At 61.9% G+C, this 16,577-nt stretch carries 14 protein-coding genes; 9 read left to right on the top strand and 5 right to left on the bottom strand.

Going from position 1 to position 16,577, the window contains the following annotated elements:
- Positions 1-39 precede the first annotated feature (39 nt).
- The 3 genes from GR183_RS13030 to GR183_RS13020 are packed head-to-tail and all read left to right on the top strand — an operon-like array spanning position 40 to position 3,790.
- Positions 40-1,470, top strand: coding sequence for a TackOD1 domain-containing metal-binding protein (locus tag GR183_RS13030; protein ID WP_160776083.1), 1,431 nt, complete (start codon positions 40-42; stop codon positions 1,468-1,470).
- Entirely contained in the window at positions 1,464-2,723 is a 1,260-nt protein-coding gene (locus GR183_RS13025) for a glycosyltransferase family 2 protein (protein WP_160776082.1), read from the top strand. The genes GR183_RS13030 and GR183_RS13025 overlap by 7 nt, the downstream gene beginning before the upstream one ends.
- A gap of 38 nt (positions 2,724-2,761) precedes the next feature.
- Positions 2,762-3,790 (top strand): HlyD family secretion protein, encoded by a 1,029-nt coding sequence (locus tag GR183_RS13020; protein WP_160776081.1) that lies wholly within the window; start codon positions 2,762-2,764, stop codon positions 3,788-3,790.
- A gap of 40 nt (positions 3,791-3,830) precedes the next feature.
- On the opposite strand, the gene GR183_RS13015 is transcribed toward GR183_RS13020, so the two are convergent.
- Positions 3,831-4,532 (bottom strand): FadR/GntR family transcriptional regulator, encoded by a 702-nt coding sequence (locus tag GR183_RS13015; RefSeq protein WP_160776080.1) that lies wholly within the window; start codon positions 4,530-4,532, stop codon positions 3,831-3,833.
- A 470-nt stretch (positions 4,533-5,002) separates the two neighbouring features.
- Between GR183_RS13015 and GR183_RS13010 the strand changes: the two genes are divergently transcribed.
- The 5 genes from GR183_RS13010 (at position 5,003) to GR183_RS12990 (ending at position 12,025) form a co-directional block, all read left to right on the top strand.
- Complete coding sequence (locus GR183_RS13010) at positions 5,003-6,589, top strand: peptide ABC transporter substrate-binding protein (protein ID WP_160776079.1); 1,587 nt, start codon at positions 5,003-5,005, stop codon at positions 6,587-6,589.
- Between the two features lie 663 nt (positions 6,590-7,252).
- Positions 7,253-8,176 carry an oligopeptide ABC transporter permease OppB gene (gene oppB / locus GR183_RS13005; protein WP_160776078.1) on the top strand — a complete coding sequence of 308 codons (924 nt, stop codon included), beginning with the start codon at positions 7,253-7,255 and terminating at the stop codon, positions 8,174-8,176.
- A 263-nt stretch (positions 8,177-8,439) separates the two neighbouring features.
- Entirely contained in the window at positions 8,440-9,585 is a 1,146-nt protein-coding gene (locus GR183_RS13000; protein WP_376765774.1) for an ABC transporter permease subunit, read from the top strand.
- Between the two features lie 3 nt (positions 9,586-9,588).
- Positions 9,589-11,220 (top strand): ABC transporter ATP-binding protein, encoded by a 1,632-nt coding sequence (locus GR183_RS12995; RefSeq protein WP_160776076.1) that lies wholly within the window; start codon positions 9,589-9,591, stop codon positions 11,218-11,220.
- A gap of 85 nt (positions 11,221-11,305) precedes the next feature.
- Positions 11,306-12,025 (top strand): L,D-transpeptidase, encoded by a 720-nt coding sequence (locus tag GR183_RS12990; RefSeq protein WP_160776075.1) that lies wholly within the window; start codon positions 11,306-11,308, stop codon positions 12,023-12,025.
- A 155-nt stretch (positions 12,026-12,180) separates the two neighbouring features.
- On the opposite strand, the gene trhA is transcribed toward GR183_RS12990, so the two are convergent.
- The 4 genes from trhA to GR183_RS12970 form a co-directional block, all read right to left on the bottom strand.
- Entirely contained in the window at positions 12,181-12,819 is a 639-nt protein-coding gene (gene trhA, locus GR183_RS12985; protein WP_160776074.1) for a PAQR family membrane homeostasis protein TrhA, read from the bottom strand.
- 90 nt (positions 12,820-12,909) lie between these two features.
- On the bottom strand, positions 12,910-13,551 hold the full coding sequence (locus GR183_RS12980; RefSeq protein WP_160776073.1) for an imm11 family protein: 642 nt from the start codon (positions 13,549-13,551) through the stop codon (positions 12,910-12,912).
- Positions 13,552-13,561: 10 nt separating this feature from the next.
- Positions 13,562-14,443 carry a DUF4261 domain-containing protein gene (locus GR183_RS12975; RefSeq protein WP_160776072.1) on the bottom strand — a complete coding sequence of 294 codons (882 nt, stop codon included), beginning with the start codon at positions 14,441-14,443 and terminating at the stop codon, positions 13,562-13,564.
- Positions 14,444-14,599: 156 nt separating this feature from the next.
- Positions 14,600-15,280, bottom strand: a complete 681-nt coding sequence (locus tag GR183_RS12970) for a GntR family transcriptional regulator (protein WP_202396080.1) — start codon at positions 15,278-15,280, stop codon at positions 14,600-14,602.
- Positions 15,281-15,572: 292 nt separating this feature from the next.
- Between GR183_RS12970 and GR183_RS12965 the strand changes: the two genes are divergently transcribed.
- A complete protein-coding gene (locus tag GR183_RS12965) occupies positions 15,573-16,529 on the top strand; it encodes a TRAP transporter substrate-binding protein (protein ID WP_244313744.1) in 957 nt (318 codons plus the stop codon).
- The last annotated feature ends 48 nt before the right edge of the window (positions 16,530-16,577 follow it).

The following is a 16,577-nucleotide window of genomic DNA, read 5'->3' as shown; positions in this document are numbered from 1 at the left end:
GAGCAACGTATTATAGCGCGTAACGCTGCTGGTGGGTCGATGAGTAAGAGTGAAGCGGTAAACGCATACGCGATTTACGAGACCCAGGATGCAGTACAAGGCGCCGTGACAGCGGCGAATTCTGCGCGGCCCAAAGATTCCAGCGCCCATGCAAAAATTCTGGACGATGCGAAAATCCTCTGTTTCGCACCGGAGCGGCTGGCGGCCAGCCTGCCGACATTCGGACGGTTGCGTTTCGTCACCGACCGGGCATCGCACTTCGACCTGATCATCGCGGAGACGGAAGACGACATCGGCGATTTCGAAACGTTCGTGGCGCAAAGCGGCAATCCCGCCGCTCCCTTGATCGCATTTTCGCAAGACTTCGGCGAAAGGGCGGACTTCGTCCTGAAAGACCCTTCGCCGAATGCGCTCGTCTCGGCGATCACGAGCCTGCTGCCGATCTATGCGCGGCTGGTCGAGTTGCCCGCCATTCCCAGGGGAGTGGATCGGAACGGGTTGCTTGCCCTTTCGCTGGCCTATACGCGCGAGCGCAAGATCGGCGCCGAATGGCGGCCGGAGCACGCAGAAGCCATCGGCTATCCGCTCCTGCGCGGGATGGACAACCCCCGTCCGGTACTGGAACGCCTTGCCGACGCCGGGCTGCTGGAAAGGCAATTCTGCCAGAGACTGCATTTGTGCCGCCACTGCAATTCCTCGCGCATATTCGCAAGGGAGGTCTGCATCTCCTGCCGGTCGAGCAACCTCACCGAAAGCGCGCTCGTCCATCACTACGCCTGCGGCACGCAGGCAAGCCAGACCGATTTCGAGCAACGCGAGGGGTACGTCTGCCCGAAGTGCAACAAGAAGCTGCGCCACTACGGCGTGGACTACGACAAGCCCGGGGCGGTCTTTTCCTGCGGGTGCTGCGGCGCGTCGATGGCGGAGCCCGACGTCGGCTTCACCTGCTCCGGCTGCGGCGGATACACATGCGGCGAGGAGAGCGAAACGCGCGACTGGTATCACTACTCGCTGCTACCCGACGGGCTGGCGGCGTTGCGCGCGGGCAAGCTGCCCCGCACGGGCTTCGACGACGGACAGAGCGGCAGGCTTTCCTTGCGCGACTTCAAGCTGATCACGCAAAGCCGGCTGCGGGACATGCGCCGCCACGGGCGGCCGATGTCGGTACTCAAGCTCGACTTCGACACGGCCGACCTGGAGGAGCGGATCGGCAGGCGCGGCATGCTCAACGTGTGCGCATTCGCGCTGGAGATCGCCGTGCAGGATTTCCACGAGAGCGACGTCACCACAAGCCTGCCGAGGGGGCTCGCCGTCTGTCTTGCCGATACCGACGCGGCCGGGGCGGCCGATGTCGGCGAAGGCATCATGGCGAAACTGCGCGCGGCCGTCGGCGTGACGATGAATATCGACACGAAGGTTTTCGAGGGCGAACAGATCGACGGATTGCTCAAGGAGCTTTGCGGATGCTGAGCGACAGTGTCTCGCTGTTCAGCGAGTTGAGCCTGCCGATGTTTCTCGCCATGTTCTGGCATGCCGTCATTTTCGAGATCCCGCGCTTTTTCGTCTCGGTCCTCGTGGTTGCCGGAGCAAGGTGCATGCGCCCGCCGCGTCTGCAGGGCCAGCGTTCCCATAAAATCAGTATCCTCCTGCCGGGGCACAATGAAGGCGCATCCCTGCGCAAGACGGTCGAGGGCCTTCGCGAGCAAACGCTCGGCGATGCGCAGATGGTCGTCGTCGACGACGGTTCCACCGACGACATGGCCACCGTCGGGCGCCAGCTTCAGCGCGAAGGCACCGTGCAGTGTTTCCTCTCGACCGGCCTGAGGGGAGGCAAGAGCGCGGCGGCGAACCTCGGCCTGATCCATACCTCGGGCGATATCATCATCATCGCCGATATCGACACGAGCTTCGACCGCGACGCGATCGAGCAGATCGTCGCTCCATTCAGCGATCCAAGGGTTGGGGCGGTTTCCGGAAATATCGCGGTTCGCAACAAGCGCGCCTCGCTTCTCTCGAGGTTCCAGGCGATCCAGTATCTCCAGTCTATATCGCTCGGCCGCATGGTCACCAACATGCTCGATACGGTTTTCATCGCCTCCGGCGCTTTCGCAGCCTTTCGCAAGGAAGCCCTGGTTTCCATCGGCGGCTGGGAAGTGGGGCCGGGCGAAGATGCCGACATCACGATCAAGCTGCGCCGGGCCGGGTGGGCCGTGCGCTTTCAGCCGGACGCCTGGGCGTTGACCGACGTGCCGGAGACGCTTGGGGCGCTGGTGCGCCAGAGGCTGCGCTGGAACAGAAGCCTGATCCGCATCCGCGTGCGCAAGTTCCGCGGCATGTTCAATCCGTTCCTGCCGAACTTCTCGCTCAAGAACGTGCTCGGCACGGCTGATATCCTCTTCTTCCAGGCGTTGTTGCCGGCGGGATTCTTCGTCTACCTGATCTGGCTCTTCGGGTATTACGGCGTCTTCGCCTGGACGATAATCCTCGTCGTATCGATGGCCTATATCATCGCGTCGACCGTTTCGTTCATCGCCGCGGTGTCGGTTGCCGGTCACTACGGCGACCTGCGCCTGCTTCCTTACGTTCCAGGATATGCGCTCTTCAACGCCTACGTGCTGCGCGCGGTGAGCGTTTACGCCTATCTGGACGAGCTCATGTTCAGAAAATCGTACCAGGACACCTATGTCCCGAGCAGGGTCCTGAAACAGGCCGACAAGTTCTAGGTCCGGGTCCGAAATCCGGACAAGCAGGGGATATTCCGATGCGTCTACGCCGGAGACCGCGCTACGACACGCTGCAAAACGAGATCCGGGCCCGGGGACGGTCCTGGGGGCGCTGGGTATACCTTGGGCTGCTTTGCGGCCTGTTCTTGTGGATCGCCGATACGTTCGTCGGAAACATGGTCTACTTCCGCGCCGAGGGCCTGGTGATGCGCGACCGGGTGGTGATCGCGACCGAATATCCCGCCCTGTTGAAGGAACTCAACGTGGAGGAAGGGTCGCGGGTGCAGAAGGGCGAAATCCTCGCGCAGGTTCGCTCGCAGGAGGTGGAGCAGACGCTGGCGCGTCTCTACACCGACATGGCGCAAAGCATTGGCCGGGCGACCGAGCTCAAGACGCGCGCCCGGGTCTACGACGCGATCTATCCCCTGGTGACGCGGCGCTCCGACGAGGCGCGCCAAGCGCGGCTGCTCAGCGAAAAGCTGCGCGACAAGGCGCTGCTGCGCGTCGACCGGCGGGCGGAAATCGTCAATCACGAACTGGACAGCTTCGAGGACCTGACCCGCATCGACGCCGAACGGGAAACGATGGAAGGCAACCTGCCCGACCTGGTGGCGGCCGTCTCGGCGTCCAGGGACGCGGTGGCCCGGCTCCGCGACATCTATGCCGGCGGTATCCTGCGGGCTCCGGAGAGCGGCGTCGTCGGCTATCTGCACGCCTCCCAAGGCAGCGTCGTGCGGGCGGGAGAGGAGATCCTGGAACTCTTCAAGGGCGATCCTTTCGTGCTTGCCTATGTACCGGAAGGCGCACTCTACCGGCTTGAGCCGGGAGACCCGATCAAGGTGAGCGTCGGGTTCAAGAGCTATCGAGGCACCGTCAAGCGGCTATATCCGGTGGCGGGAAAACTGCCCAGAGAATTCCAGAACACCTTCAAGCCGGTCACGCGCGCGCAGATCGTGCGCGTCGAATTCGATTCCGGCCAGGACCTGCCGGTTCTCTTTTCCAAGACGGAATTGTCGGCGGCGGGTTGGCCGCCCGCCTGGGTGACACGCCTGCTTTTCGGCTCGTAGGGCTTATTCCGCTATCAGGACAGGCGCTCGCAGTGCGCGCTCACGCCACCGCTTTCGCCTTCCTCAGAAGTTCGCGCGTCATCTGCAGGAGAACCTTGGCCTCGTGACGCGCCTTTTCCGGGTCGCGATCGCGAATCGCGTCGAACACGTTCGCGTGCTGGGCAAGGGCTATCGGATCCTCCACCTCGGGCCGGGAGGTGACGGCGATCGACGCCCTGAGCGCACCTTCCACGCAGGCGCCGAGGCCGGAAAGAAGCAGATTGCCGCTGGCGGCCAGCATCAGCCGGTGGAAGCGCACGTCCGCCTCCATCGTCTGTGGGGTGCGGCGGCCCTCGGCAACGCGCATGTCGTCAAGCGCGCGGCCCATCTCCTCGATCTGCTCGTCGGAGGCGTTGAGCGCCGAAAGCGCGGCGGCTTCCGGCTCGACCATGGCGCGAATGGCGGTGAGTTCTGCGAGGATCATGTCGGCCGGGATGACCTTCTGGCGCCATTCGAGCATGGCCGCATCCAGAAAGTTCCAGTCGACATCGGGACGAACGATCGTGCCGCGCTTGGGCTTGGAGGAAATGAGTCCCTTGCCCGACAGGACCTGAAGCGCCTCGCGCAGGCAGGTGCGGCTGACGCCATGCTCGTTCAGGAGCTCGGTCTCCGTCGGCAGCACAGCGCCTTGCGGATAGGTTCCGTCGATAATCTTGAGCGCGATCTTCTCCGCGACCACGTCCTTAAGCTTTTGTGTCGTCACGCAAGTCTCCGCCCTGTGTCCCTCATGAGCCCCGTTTCTGCGGCCGGGTACTTCAAAAACAAGTGATACGACTGATGCAAGAGACAGCGAAGCCGCCCGAATGCAAGCCGTCAGCCTTCAACTTTATGTCGAAAACTTGGAAAAGTCCTGTGAAACAAGGGGCCGGATGCCGCGGCGGATAAGGAAAAATCGATCAAAACTGCGATATTTCGCAAGGATTTTCCCGTAATCCGCTTACACGAAAAAATTTTCAGCTTTTTCGTGCATTGGCGGTGAAAGACCTGTTCCCGTCATTGCGAAATGCCTCAGACGGTGAAATATTTTTCACGCACCGGGCTGGCGCGGTGAGGAAATAAATAATACGTAAGCCGCCCAATCCGGCACCTCATGGACTGCTGCGGGGCATTCCGCCACGCAGGCTTCATGGCAATTCGTTCAAACCCCGGTCTCGCCAAGGGGAGGAGGACTATATGTACAAGTCATTCAGGACGGGCCTGCTCGCGGCAGCGCTCGTCGCGGCCACATCGCTGACGGCGGCTGCCGAAGTCGTCTACCATCGCGGCAATAACGCCGACCCGGAAACGCTCGACCAGCACAAGACCTCGACCGTTTACGAAGGCCATATCCTGCGCGATATCTACGAAGGCCTGACCGCCTTCAACGCCAAGGGCGAGACGGTGCCCGGCGTTGCCGAAAGCTGGGAACTCTCCGACGACGGCACGGTCTATACCTTCAAGCTGCGCGATGATGCCAAATGGTCCAACGGCGACCCGGTGACGGCAGGCGATTTCGTCTATTCGCTGCGCCGTATCATGAACCCGGAGACGGGCGCGAAATACGCAAGCATCCTTTACCCGATCAAGAATGCGGAAGCCATCAATTCCGGCAAGGCGAAGGTGGAGGACCTCGGCGTCAATGCGGTGGACGACCACACGCTGGAAATCACGCTGGAAGCGGCGACGCCTTACTTCCTCGACCTTTTGACGCACCAGACCGGACTTCCCGTCCACCCGGCGAGCGTCGAGAAGTACGGCACCGATTTCGTGAAGCCCGAAAACATTGTCACCAACGGCGCATATGTGCTGGCCGAATTCGTGCCGAACAGCCACGTGAAGGTGACGAAGAACCCGAATTTCCACGATGCCGATGACGTCGCGATCGACACCGTGATGTTCTACCCGACGGAAGACCAGGGCGCAGCACTTCGCCGCTTCCAGGCGGGCGAACTGCACTCCAACAACGAGGCGCCGGCCGAGCAGACGAAATTCATGCGCGAGACCCTGGGCGACCAGTTCCGCGTCGCGCCTTATCTCGGCACCTATTATTACGCGCTGAACCACAAGGACGAGGCGCTGAAGAACCCGGACGTTCGCCGGGCGCTTTCCATGGCCATCGACCGCGAGTTCCTGGCGGAAGAAATCTGGGGCGCGGCCATGGTCGCCGGCTATTCCTTCGTGCCGCCGGGCATCGGCAACTACGGCGAGCCGGCCTATGCCGACTACAAGGACATGGCCCAGATCGACCGCGAGGACAAGGCGATCGAACTGCTGGAGAAGGCCGGATACGGCCCCGACAATCCGCTTTCGCTGGAGCTGCGCTACAACACCTCGGAAAACAACAAGAACACGGCGGTTGCCGTCGCCGACATGTGGAAGCCGCTTGGCGTCAACGTGAGCCTCGTCAATACCGATACGAAGACGCACTATGCGTATCTTCGCGAGAAAGGCGACTTCGACGTCGCGCGCGCAGGCTGGATCGGCGACTATTCGGACCCGCAGAACTTCCTGTTCCTCGTGGAATCCGACAATGACGGCTTCAACTACGCCAATTACGCCAACCCGGAATACGACAAGCTGATGGACGACGCCGCCGCCGAGACGGACCTTGAAAAGCGTGCCGCCATCCTGAAGCAGGCGGAAGCGATCTTCATGCGCGACCTGCCGTATATCCCGATGCTCTACTACGGATCGCGCAGCCTTGTGTCCAACAAGCTGCACGGCTGGGAGGACAACCTCCTGAACGTCCATCCGAGCCGCTACATGAGCATTTCGGAGTAATGAAACCGCTGGCCGCGAAACAATCGCGGTCAGCGTCATTCTTCATCTTTTCGCGGGTCATCCTTTGCGATGCCACCCTCACCTCAGGTCACGGACTCATAAATAAGACTGAAATGGTATGCGCGGATTTGTTTGGATACGAGGCGCAAGCCTGCAGGAAACCATCCGGTTTTCAAAGGTTTGCAACGGTGTTACCGGGCAAATCCGCCATATCCTGAAAGGACGCGAAAACGGCTTCGACCTGCCACGTCGAAGTGCTTGGCCGGGTGGCCGACCCGCCCGGCGCATTTCTCCTGGCATCTCTTTGCCGTTTGTAGCGCCATTCCGGCCTTATTTATGGGTCCGTGACCTAGCCCTCTCCCTTCAAGGGAGAGGGGACGACGGCGGCGCCTCTCTGCATCGATTATTTGCGCTCCCAATCGCACTGACAGAAAGTGTCAACGGGCAATTTGCGCAGTATTCCGAGTTTCGGGATCCGCTTGGCGTCGCACCAGACTCCCACCTCTCCCCTGGTGGGAGAGGTCGGCGCGTCAGCGCCGGGTGAGGGGGCGGATATTGCATGCTTGGGGGGCACGGAGGGCCGTTGTGTTTCCTTGCCGCATGCGTAGTCAACTTGAACGGAATTGTGTGGCGAGCAGCCAACCGAGAAAGGCGTAAACGACGATGGCGCGATATATACTGGGCCGACTGCTCAGCGCGATCCCGACGCTTTTTCTGATCGTGACGATCTCGTTTTTCCTGATCCGGGTCGCGCCCGGCGGGCCGTTCGACCTGGAACGGCCGCTGGAGGCGAAGGTGATGGAAAACCTCCAGCGCATCTACCAGCTCGACAAGCCGCTGTGGCAGCAGTACCTGCTTTACCTCAAAAGCGTCGCCTCCGGCGATTTCGGCCCGAGCTTCTATTTCCGCGATTTCTCCATCAACGAGCTGTTCGCCGCTTCCCTGCCGATCTCCATCAAGCTTGGCGCATCCGCCCTGCTGCTCGCGCTCGTCGCCGGCGGCTTCATGGGCATGATCGCCGCGCTCCGGCAGAACAGAAGCACCGACTACGCCATGATGGCGGCGGCGACCATCGGCGTGACGATCCCGAATTTCGTGGTCGCCCCCTTGCTGACGCTCTTCTTCGGTGTCTGGCTCGGCCTGCTGCCCGTCGGCGGGTGGAACAACGGGGCGGCACAAAACATGATCCTGCCGATCATAACGCTCGCATTGCCGCAAATCGCCGTGGTGGCGCGGCTGACACGCGGCTCCATGATCGAGGCGCTGCGCTCCAACCACGTGAGGACGGCGCGCGCCTACGGGCTGTCGAACTACGCGGTCGTGGTGGTGCATTCGCTCAGAGGCGCGATCCTGCCGGTGATTTCCTATCTCGGGCCCGCGGCGGCGGCACTGCTGACCGGTTCCGTCGTCATCGAGACGATTTTCGGAATTCCCGGCGTCGGACGATACTTCGTGCAGGGCGCGCTCAACCGCGACTACACGCTCGTCATGGGGACGGTGGTGATGGTCGCCGTCTTCGTCATCGTCTTCAACCTGATCGTCGACGTGCTCTACGCGCTCCTCGATCCGCGCGTGCGCTACGACTGAGGTCCAAGGGTCAGGACCTATTGAATTGAGGGAAATGGTATGAGCCGATTTGCTTGGATACGAGGAGCAAGGACGCAGGAAACCATCTGGTTTTCAAGGTTTTTCGACAATGTAGCCGGCCAGATCGGCCATATCTGTTCAGACACCGAAACGGCTTTGACCTGCCTTGTCGAAGCGCTTGGCCGGGTAGTCAACCCGCCCCGCGCGCTTCTCCTTGCATCTCTTTGCCGTTTCAGGTGCCATTTCCGTCAATTCAATAGGTCCTGACCCTAATGACCAGCACGACGGACGAAAGAGACCTCAAGGCGGCATCCGCGGTGCGCGGGCGTTCGCTCTGGGACGATGCGCGCGACCGGCTTCTCGCCAACAAGGCGGCGGTGACCAGCATGGTCGTGCTGGTGGCGGTCGCTATCGCCTGTTTTATCGGCCCGCTCCTGTCTCCGCACGACTACGACGAGGTCTACCGCGAATACGTGAAGGTGCCGGCGAGCCTTGAACCTTATCCGCGTGCCGACCAGGTGACGCCGGAAATCGAGAGCGTGCTCCGCCGCGCGCGGGTGACGGTCGACGAACTTACGGTGGAAAGCGGCAATTTTACCGCGAGGATCTCTTCCCCGCGCAAGATCGACCCGCGCGTGACCCGCTACATCGACCGGTCCGACCTGTTCGAGAACGCGGAGATCTACGATTTCTCGGCGGATGAAAAATCAGCCACGGTGCGCGCCGACGTGAAGACGCTCTATTTCTTCTTCGGTACCGATTCAAACGGCCGCGACCTGATGACGAGAACGCTGATCGCGGGCCGGGTTTCCCTTACCATCGGATTGCTCGCCACCTTCGTCGCGATCGCCATCGGCGTCGTCTACGGGGCGGTGTCGGGCTACCTCGGCGGGCGTGTCGATCTCTTGATGATGCGCATCGTCGATATCCTCTATTCGCTGCCCTTCATCTTCTTCGTCATCCTGCTTGTCGTCTTCTTCGGGCGGAACTTCGTGCTGATGTTCATTGCCGTGGGCGCGGTGGAGTGGCTCGACATGGCGCGTATCGTGCGCGGACAGACGCTGAGCCTGAAACGGCAGGAGTTCGTGCAAGCGGCCGAAGCGCTCGGCGTCGACAACGCAGGCGTTCTCAAACGCCACATCATCCCGAACACGCTCGGGCAGGTGGTCATCTACATGACGCTGCTCGTCCCGAAGGTGATCCTGCTCGAAAGTTTCCTGTCGTTCCTGGGGCTTGGCGTGCAGGAGCCGATGACGAGCTGGGGCGTTCTGATTTCCGAAGGATCGCGCAACGTGCAAGGGGCCGCCTGGATGCTGATCTTCCCGTCGATCTTCCTGACGTCGACGCTTTTCGCGCTGAACTTCATCGGCGACGGACTGCGCGATGCGCTCGACCCGAAGGATCGCTGAGAGATGACGGTGAAAGACACGAACGACAGAGGCGCCGTCCTCGACATCCGGCGGCTTACAGTCGATTTCGACACGCCGACGGGCACGGTGAAGGCCGTCAGGGGCGTCGATATCTCCGTTTCCAAGGGCGAGACGGTGGCGATCGTCGGCGAAAGTGGCTCCGGCAAGAGCCAGACGATGATGGCTGCGATGGGCCTTCTGGCCGAAAACGGACGCACGAAGGGCGAAGTGCTCTATCGCGGCGACGATATCCTCGGCCTGCCGGCGAAGCGGCTCAACCGCATCCGCGGCGCGAAGATCACCATGATCTTCCAGGAGCCGATGACCTCGCTCGACCCGCTCTATACCATCGAGCGCCAGCTCTGCGAGCCGATGGTGGAACACGGCGGTTATTCCTGGTCGGCTGCGAAGAAGCGGGCGCTGGAGCTTTTGCAGCTCGTGCAGATCCCGTCGCCCGAAGGAAAGCTCAAGGGCTATCCGCACGAGCTTTCCGGGGGGCAGCGCCAGCGCGTGATGATCGCCATGTCGCTTGCAAACGACCCGGACGTGCTGATCGCCGACGAACCGACGACGGCGTTGGATGTGACCACGCAGGCGCGCATCCTGGAACTTCTGGCCGACCTGCAAAAGCGCCTCGGCATGGCGGTCGTGTTCATCACCCACGACCTTGGCATCGTGCGCCAGATCGCGGACCGGGTCTATGTGATGAAGGACGGCGAGGTCGTGGAAGAGGGCGAGGCGGAAAGCCTTCTGACGTCGCCGAAGCACCCTTACACGAAGATGCTGCTCGACGCGGAACCGGAGGGGCGCAAAGACGCCGTGCCCGACAACCGCCCGATCGTGCTGGAAGGGCAGAAGCTGTCCGTCGCCTTCGACATCGGCGGCGGCTTCCTGAAGGCGCCGCAGGTGCTGAAGGCCGTCGACGACGTGACGCTGACGGTGAGGGAAGGGCAGACGCTCGGCATCGTCGGCGAAAGCGGGTCCGGCAAGTCGACGCTGGGCCGCGCGCTGCTGCAGCTTTTGCCGCATCAGGGCCGGGTGCGGTTTTCAGGCCACGACATCTCCAACGCCGGCAAGCGCGAGATGCGCCCGCTGCGAAGGGAAATGCAACTCGTGTTCCAGGACCCCTTCGGCTCGCTTTCCCCGCGCATGACCGTCGGGCAGATCGTGACCGAAGGCCTGCTGGTGCACGAGCCTGGTCTGTCCGCAAAGGAGCGGGACAAGCGCGCCTGCAAGGTGCTGGAGGAGGTCTCCCTCGATCCTGTGATGCGCAACCGCTATCCGCACGAGTTTTCCGGCGGCCAGCGCCAGCGCATCGCCATTGCCCGGACCATGGTGCTGAAACCGAAGCTCGTCGTGCTCGACGAGCCGACATCCGCGCTCGACCGCACGATCCAGAAGCAGATCGTCGAACTCTTGCGCAAGTTGCAGGCCGACCACGGGCTCACCTACCTTTTTATCAGCCATGATCTCGCGGTCGTGCGCGCGCTCGCCGACCAGGTGATGGTCATGCAGCATGGCAGGATCGTCGAGGCCGGGGAGACGGAGGCGATCTTCGAGCACCCGGTGAAGGACTACACCCGTGAGCTAATTGCCGCAGCGTGGCAAAATCTGGAGCCGATTAGCGGAAATTGAGCGTTTGGCGCTTGAAATTGGCGAAATCCTCCGCGACAAGCGAGGGACGCGGGCGGGGGCTGCCTGCATTCGGGAGTTATCGCCAATGGCGGGGATCGAGCGGCAAGACGACAGGACCGGGACCGGGCTGCAGCTTTCGCGGCGCGCGCTCATTATCGGAGCGCCGCTTGCGCTGACGGCTTGCCAGACGGCGCTGGTGGGGCTTTCCAACCAGCCGCCGCTGCCGGACGACGAATTCGACTACGAGCTTGCCTATGCGGCGAAGCAGGAGGACGAGTTCAAGGTTCCGGCGATCAACTACAAGGCCTTCGACCAGAAATACTGGCGCCAGGTGGTGGACTACGACACGCGCGAGCGGGCGGGCACCATCGTCGTCGACCCGTACAACAACTTCCTTTACTGGACGCTCGGACGCGACAGGGCGCTGCGCTACGGCATCGGTGTCGGGCGCGCGGGTTACGCGTGGTCGGGCGATGCCAAGGTGCGCGTGAAGCGGCCATGGCCGATCTGGCGCCCTCCGCAGGAGATGATCGAGCGCAAGCCGTCGCTTGCCAAATACTGGGAAGAGGGCTATCCGCGCGGGCCGAAGAACCCGCTCGGTGCGCGCGCCATGGACCTTTGGCAGGGCAGCACCGACACGCTCTACCGCATCCACGGAACGCCCGATCCGAAGTCCATCGGGCGGAGCGTTTCGAGCGGCTGCATACGCATGTGGCACCAGGACGTGATGGACCTCTACGACCGGGTACCGCTGCATACGAAGGTGGTGGTGCTGACGAAGGACGACGCGTCCGAGACGGCGTGAAGCGGGCGTTTTACCGGGGCACAAAACCATCGGCTCGTCATTGCCGGGCCTGACCCGGCAACCAATTGGCCGTTGGCGAAAAGCGTTGAGGCTCCATGGGTACGCGGGTCAAGCCCGCGTATGACGACCGGGAAGCGGTGCCGCGTTTCCCAACCTCACGCAATGCCCGGCAGGGCAACGTCCGATACGACCGCGACGAAGTGGCAGATGGCGGCGGCGAGCACGAAGCCGTGCCAGATCGCGTTCTGGAAGGGCAGCGATTTCCACGCGTAGAACGCTGTGCCCGCCGTATAGAGCAGCCCGCCCGCGACGAGGAACCAGAAGCCGACCGTGGAGGCGTTCATCAACAGCGGTTCATAGGCGAAGACGATCACCCAGCCGAGCGCGAGGCAGATAGGCACGGTGAGTTTTTCAAGGCGTTTGAACGCGAAAAGCTTGATCAGCGCGCCGGCAGCCGCTCCCGCCCAGACGACGGTGAGGATGATATTGCCGATCCGCCCGCCGATCACCATCGTCGAAAAGGGGGTGTAGGTGCCGGCGATCATCAGGAAGATCGCCGCATGGTCGAGCCGTCGAAGAACGCCCGTCTTGTCGTCCTTGGCGGTCATGTTGTAGAGCGCGGAGGCGGTGAGCATCATGATCAGGCAGGCACTGTAAACCGTGACGCTGGCGATGCGCCCGCCGTCCATTCCGGGCCATGTGAGGATCGCCAGCGTGACGGCGGCGGCGAGCCCCAGAGCAATGCCGATCACGTGAATTACGCTGTCGGCGATATATTCCGCGCGGGTCATCATGATATGCGAGCCGTCCCTTTCCGTTGAACCATTGTCAAATTGGACGGTCCGGCGCGGCGATGCAACGGTGTCGTTGGGGAAGGGGAGGCGCTATTCCGCGTAGACTTTTGTCCCTTTCAATTTCTTCAGCTTCGTCTTCTCGACAAATTCAAAGAGCTCGTCGGAAAAAAACATTCCGGAATAACGGCGATCGATCCACATACACATTCCCTCAATCAATTCCTTTTTGAACACGAGGCGATAGTTCTTATGCCAGGTTTCTTTGGTATATCCCTCCGGAAGGCCCCACATTATACATTTGCGCCTCGCTTCATTGCCCGCCCCCTCTTTCCACGTTACGATCGATTTCTCTTCATCGATGGCATCCACCCGGTGGCAGACATTCATCAGGTAGTAGGTCTTCTCCACCGGCTCGCCATCGCGGGTGAAGATTTCGACCGGGATAAACTGATGAATGCCCGGTTCCAGCTCTTCCACCTTCTGCCGGAAAGGTTCGGTCACGCCGTAGCGAAACCTCAAGCTGACAAAATCCATCAGCCGCTTGGCCTTTGTCTGAATGAAGGCGCGGCGCGGCACGATATTAGGGTCAATCGGGACGCCGTTCTGATTGGAAACATGCAGCCAGTCGCTACCATACTGGAAATCTTGCTTGAGTTCTTCGGTGATATCGTGCTCGAACTTGATTGGAACCGTGTACTGAGGAAGTAGGAGTGATTCGACTAGATAAGGCATTCCCTGCTCCTCAGTTCGTGCCGCGTTTGCCGAAGGGGCGCCCGGCGGAAGGGGCAGGCGCGGATTGGCGCGGGGATTGTCCGGCTGAGGCGGACGGCGCGGCGCCGGCATTGTCGAGATTTTCGAGGAAGAGCTGCAGCACCAGCACGCCGGGGTGATACCCCTGGTCCGAGTGGCGGATGCGGATACGCTCCGCCTCGCTCACGCCGAGGGTTTCGCCATCCTTCAGCACCGGCCCTTGCGCCAGCAGATATTGCATGGTGCCGAAGACACGCTGAGCAATCGTCGAGGGGTCGAGCGAGACAGGCATGAACTCGATCTCGCGGCCGACGAAGGGCACGAGGCCGGTCGTCACGCAGGCTGTCGTTCGCCCGCCATCATCCGCCGGAGGGCCGTCGAGAAACAAAGCCTGCGCCCAAACGGTGAGCGGAAGATTCTTCTGCAGGATGCCGTCGGCGGCGGATATAAAACGGGACGCCTCTGTCACCGTCTGGCCGGTCGACCAGTAGACGCCAATGGCTGGAAGTTCCTCCGCAAGCGCACCCGCGGCAAGCGTCAGCACGGCGGCGTAATTCAGCGCCATGTTGTGATCACCCGCTTCATCCATGCAGGCGACGATGGCGTGCGCCCGCGATTTTGCAAGTGCGGTGGCCGCATCCGGCCACGTGCGGTTCCCCGCAATCGCATTGTCGAGCGTGCCTGCCGGCAGCGGCTTGTCGACGAACAGCACGGAGAGCTTGATCGGCCCCGCCTCGACGATGAACGGGTCGCCGTCGTCTTCGCCGCCATATGCCCTTACATTGAGACCTAATGGCCCGAGTTTATCCTGTAATCTTGCGGTATACCTTGCGGCATCGACCGGCTTCAGCGCTTCGAGAAGAAGGAAGCTCAAGAACGTATCCGGCATAAATCAAGCCCCTGAAATATCGAACGTATTGGTATCGGGGGAGGGTAAGTGCCGGAATAGCGAAGTTCAATACAGGATTGTGGCGCCGAAAATTTGCCTGTCATGAGGGTTAATCAGGCCTGATATCCGGGGCGTTTCCTGTCACGAAAGCAAACTCGCTTTCGCGCCGTCGAGCGAGGCGACGAAGTCGTTGAAGCGTTCGCCCTGAATGAGAATGTGCGAGCGCAGCACGTTTTCCGCCTTTTCGGCATCGCCCTCCAGAACGGCGTCGACGATGGCCTGATGTTCGGCGAGCGAACCCTTGACCCGGTTGCGCACGCGAAGCTGCAGGCGGCGATAGGCCTTCAGCCGGTTTTGCAGCGCACGGGCCTGCTCCGCCAGGAAGCCGTTGTGGCTGGCGGCATAGATCGCCTCGTGAAAGCGCTCGTTGGCGTGGAAATAATCGTCCGGCGTCTGCTGGTCCGCCGCCAGGATGCAGGCCTCATGCGCGGCGACGAGCACGGCCTGCTCTTCCGCCGTCATGCGCCGGCAGGCGAGGCGTACGCACATGGCCTCGAGCTCCGCCATGACCTGAAACATCTCGACAAGGCGCGAGATGCCGATGTCGCGCACGAAGGCGCCCCGGCGTGGGCGGATCTCGACGAGGCCGGCGACCGAAAGCTCGATCAGCGCCTCGCGGATGGGCGTGCGAGAAACGGCGAAACGCGTGGCGAGCGTCACCTCGTCAAGCCGCGAGCCGGGCGGATAACGCCCGACGGCGATATCGTCTTCCAGCGCTTCACGCAGGGTTTGTGCGGTCCGTGGGCGGGTCTTTACCTCCATCATGCCTTGAATTTATGCAAAACCACTTCGCTTGTATACAAAAACAATTGACTTGGATGCACGGACCGTGATTGCCTTCATGTCAGCTGCAGTGAAAGGCTGACCGCGCCATCCGGCTTGAAAAACCCGGTGGAAGCGGGGCGGCGGCACTGGCATGCTTTTACCGGCAAGACGACCCGCAACCGGGCGCGGCCGGAAACAAGTTGGATCAGACCTGCCGGCTGATGGCGGGCGATGGGAGGAAAGAATGCTCAAGACTTTTACCAAGGCGGCTCTTTGCCTCGGCGTTGCAATGGCGGTCACCGTACCCGCTGCCCAGGCCGAAACCGTGCTGAAAGCTTCGCATCAGTGGCCGGGCGGCAAGGGCGACGTGCGCGACGAGATGGTCCAGATCCTCGCGCGTGAAGTGGACAATGCCGGCGTGGACCTGAAGATCCAGGTCTATCCGGGTGCCTCGCTCTTCAAGCCGAGAGAGCAATGGGGCGCGATGGTGAAGGGCCAGCTCGATATCTCGGCCTTCCCGCTCGACTATGCCTCGGGCCGCCATCCGCAGTTTTCGGCAACGCTGATGCCGGGCCTCGTGCAGAACCACGACCGTGCGCTCCGGCTGAACGATTCCCCGTTCATGGACGATATCAAGAAGGTCATCGAGGACGCGGGCGTAAAGGTGATTGCCGACGCCTGGCTTGCCGGCGCATTCGCCTCCAAGAAGCAGTGCATCACGTCGCCCGAGACGATGCAGGGGCAGGTGACGCGCGCGGCCGGCCCGGCGTTCGAGCAGATGCTGGTGGGCGCGGGCGCTTCCATCGCCTCCATGCCGTCTTCCGAAATCTACACCGGGATGCAGACGGGCGTTCTGGACGCGGCCAACACCTCGTCCGGCTCCTTCGTTTCCTACCGCCTCTACGAGCAGGCGACCTGCCTGACGGCGCCCGGCGAAAACGCGCTGTGGTTCATGTATGAGCCGATCCTGATCTCCAAGAAGACCTGGGACGGGCTTTCCAAGGAACAGCAGGACGCGCTGATGGCAGCCGGCAAGGTGGCCCAGGACTATTTCGTCGGCGAGGCCAAGAAGCTCGACCAGACGCTCGTCGATACCTACAAGAAGGCGGGTGTCGAGGTGGTCGAAATGTCGCCTGACGACTATCAGGCGTGGCTCGCGATCGCCAAGGAGACGTCCTACAAGAACTTCTCCGAAAACGTCGAAGGCGGTGACGAACTGATCGCAAAGGCGCTGGCCGTCGACTGATCCGCGGCATCCTGCCTTGATCGAAAGGGCGCGGCGAGCGGTTCCGCG

This window comes from Stappia sediminis (genome assembly GCF_009826895.1).
GTDB lineage: Bacteria > Pseudomonadota > Alphaproteobacteria > Rhizobiales > Stappiaceae > Hongsoonwoonella > Hongsoonwoonella sediminis.
Note: the sequence above shows the minus strand (reverse complement) of the source record. Positions and strands in the feature narration are given on the sequence as shown.

Bases quoted from the DNA above. Each gene is read 5' to 3' on its own strand.
- GR183_RS13030 (WP_160776083.1), top strand. From the start codon at position 40: ATGAGTAAGAGTGAAGCGGTAAACGCATACGCGATTTACGAGACCCAG.
- GR183_RS13025 (WP_160776082.1), top strand. From the start codon at position 1,464: ATGCTGAGCGACAGTGTCTCGCTGTTCAGCGAGTTGAGCCTGCCGATG.
- GR183_RS13020 (WP_160776081.1), top strand. From the start codon at position 2,762: ATGCGTCTACGCCGGAGACCGCGCTACGACACGCTGCAAAACGAGATC.
- GR183_RS13010 (WP_160776079.1), top strand. From the start codon at position 5,003: ATGTACAAGTCATTCAGGACGGGCCTGCTCGCGGCAGCGCTCGTCGCG.
- oppB (WP_160776078.1), top strand. From the start codon at position 7,253: ATGGCGCGATATATACTGGGCCGACTGCTCAGCGCGATCCCGACGCTT.
- GR183_RS12995 (WP_160776076.1), top strand. From the start codon at position 9,589: ATGACGGTGAAAGACACGAACGACAGAGGCGCCGTCCTCGACATCCGG.
- GR183_RS12990 (WP_160776075.1), top strand. From the start codon at position 11,306: ATGGCGGGGATCGAGCGGCAAGACGACAGGACCGGGACCGGGCTGCAG.
- trhA (WP_160776074.1), bottom strand. From the start codon at position 12,819: ATGATGACCCGCGCGGAATATATCGCCGACAGCGTAATTCACGTGATC.
- GR183_RS12980 (WP_160776073.1), bottom strand. From the start codon at position 13,551: ATGCCTTATCTAGTCGAATCACTCCTACTTCCTCAGTACACGGTTCCA.
- GR183_RS12970 (WP_202396080.1), bottom strand. From the start codon at position 15,280: ATGGAGGTAAAGACCCGCCCACGGACCGCACAAACCCTGCGTGAAGCG.
- GR183_RS12965 (WP_244313744.1), top strand. From the start codon at position 15,573: ATGGCGGTCACCGTACCCGCTGCCCAGGCCGAAACCGTGCTGAAAGCT.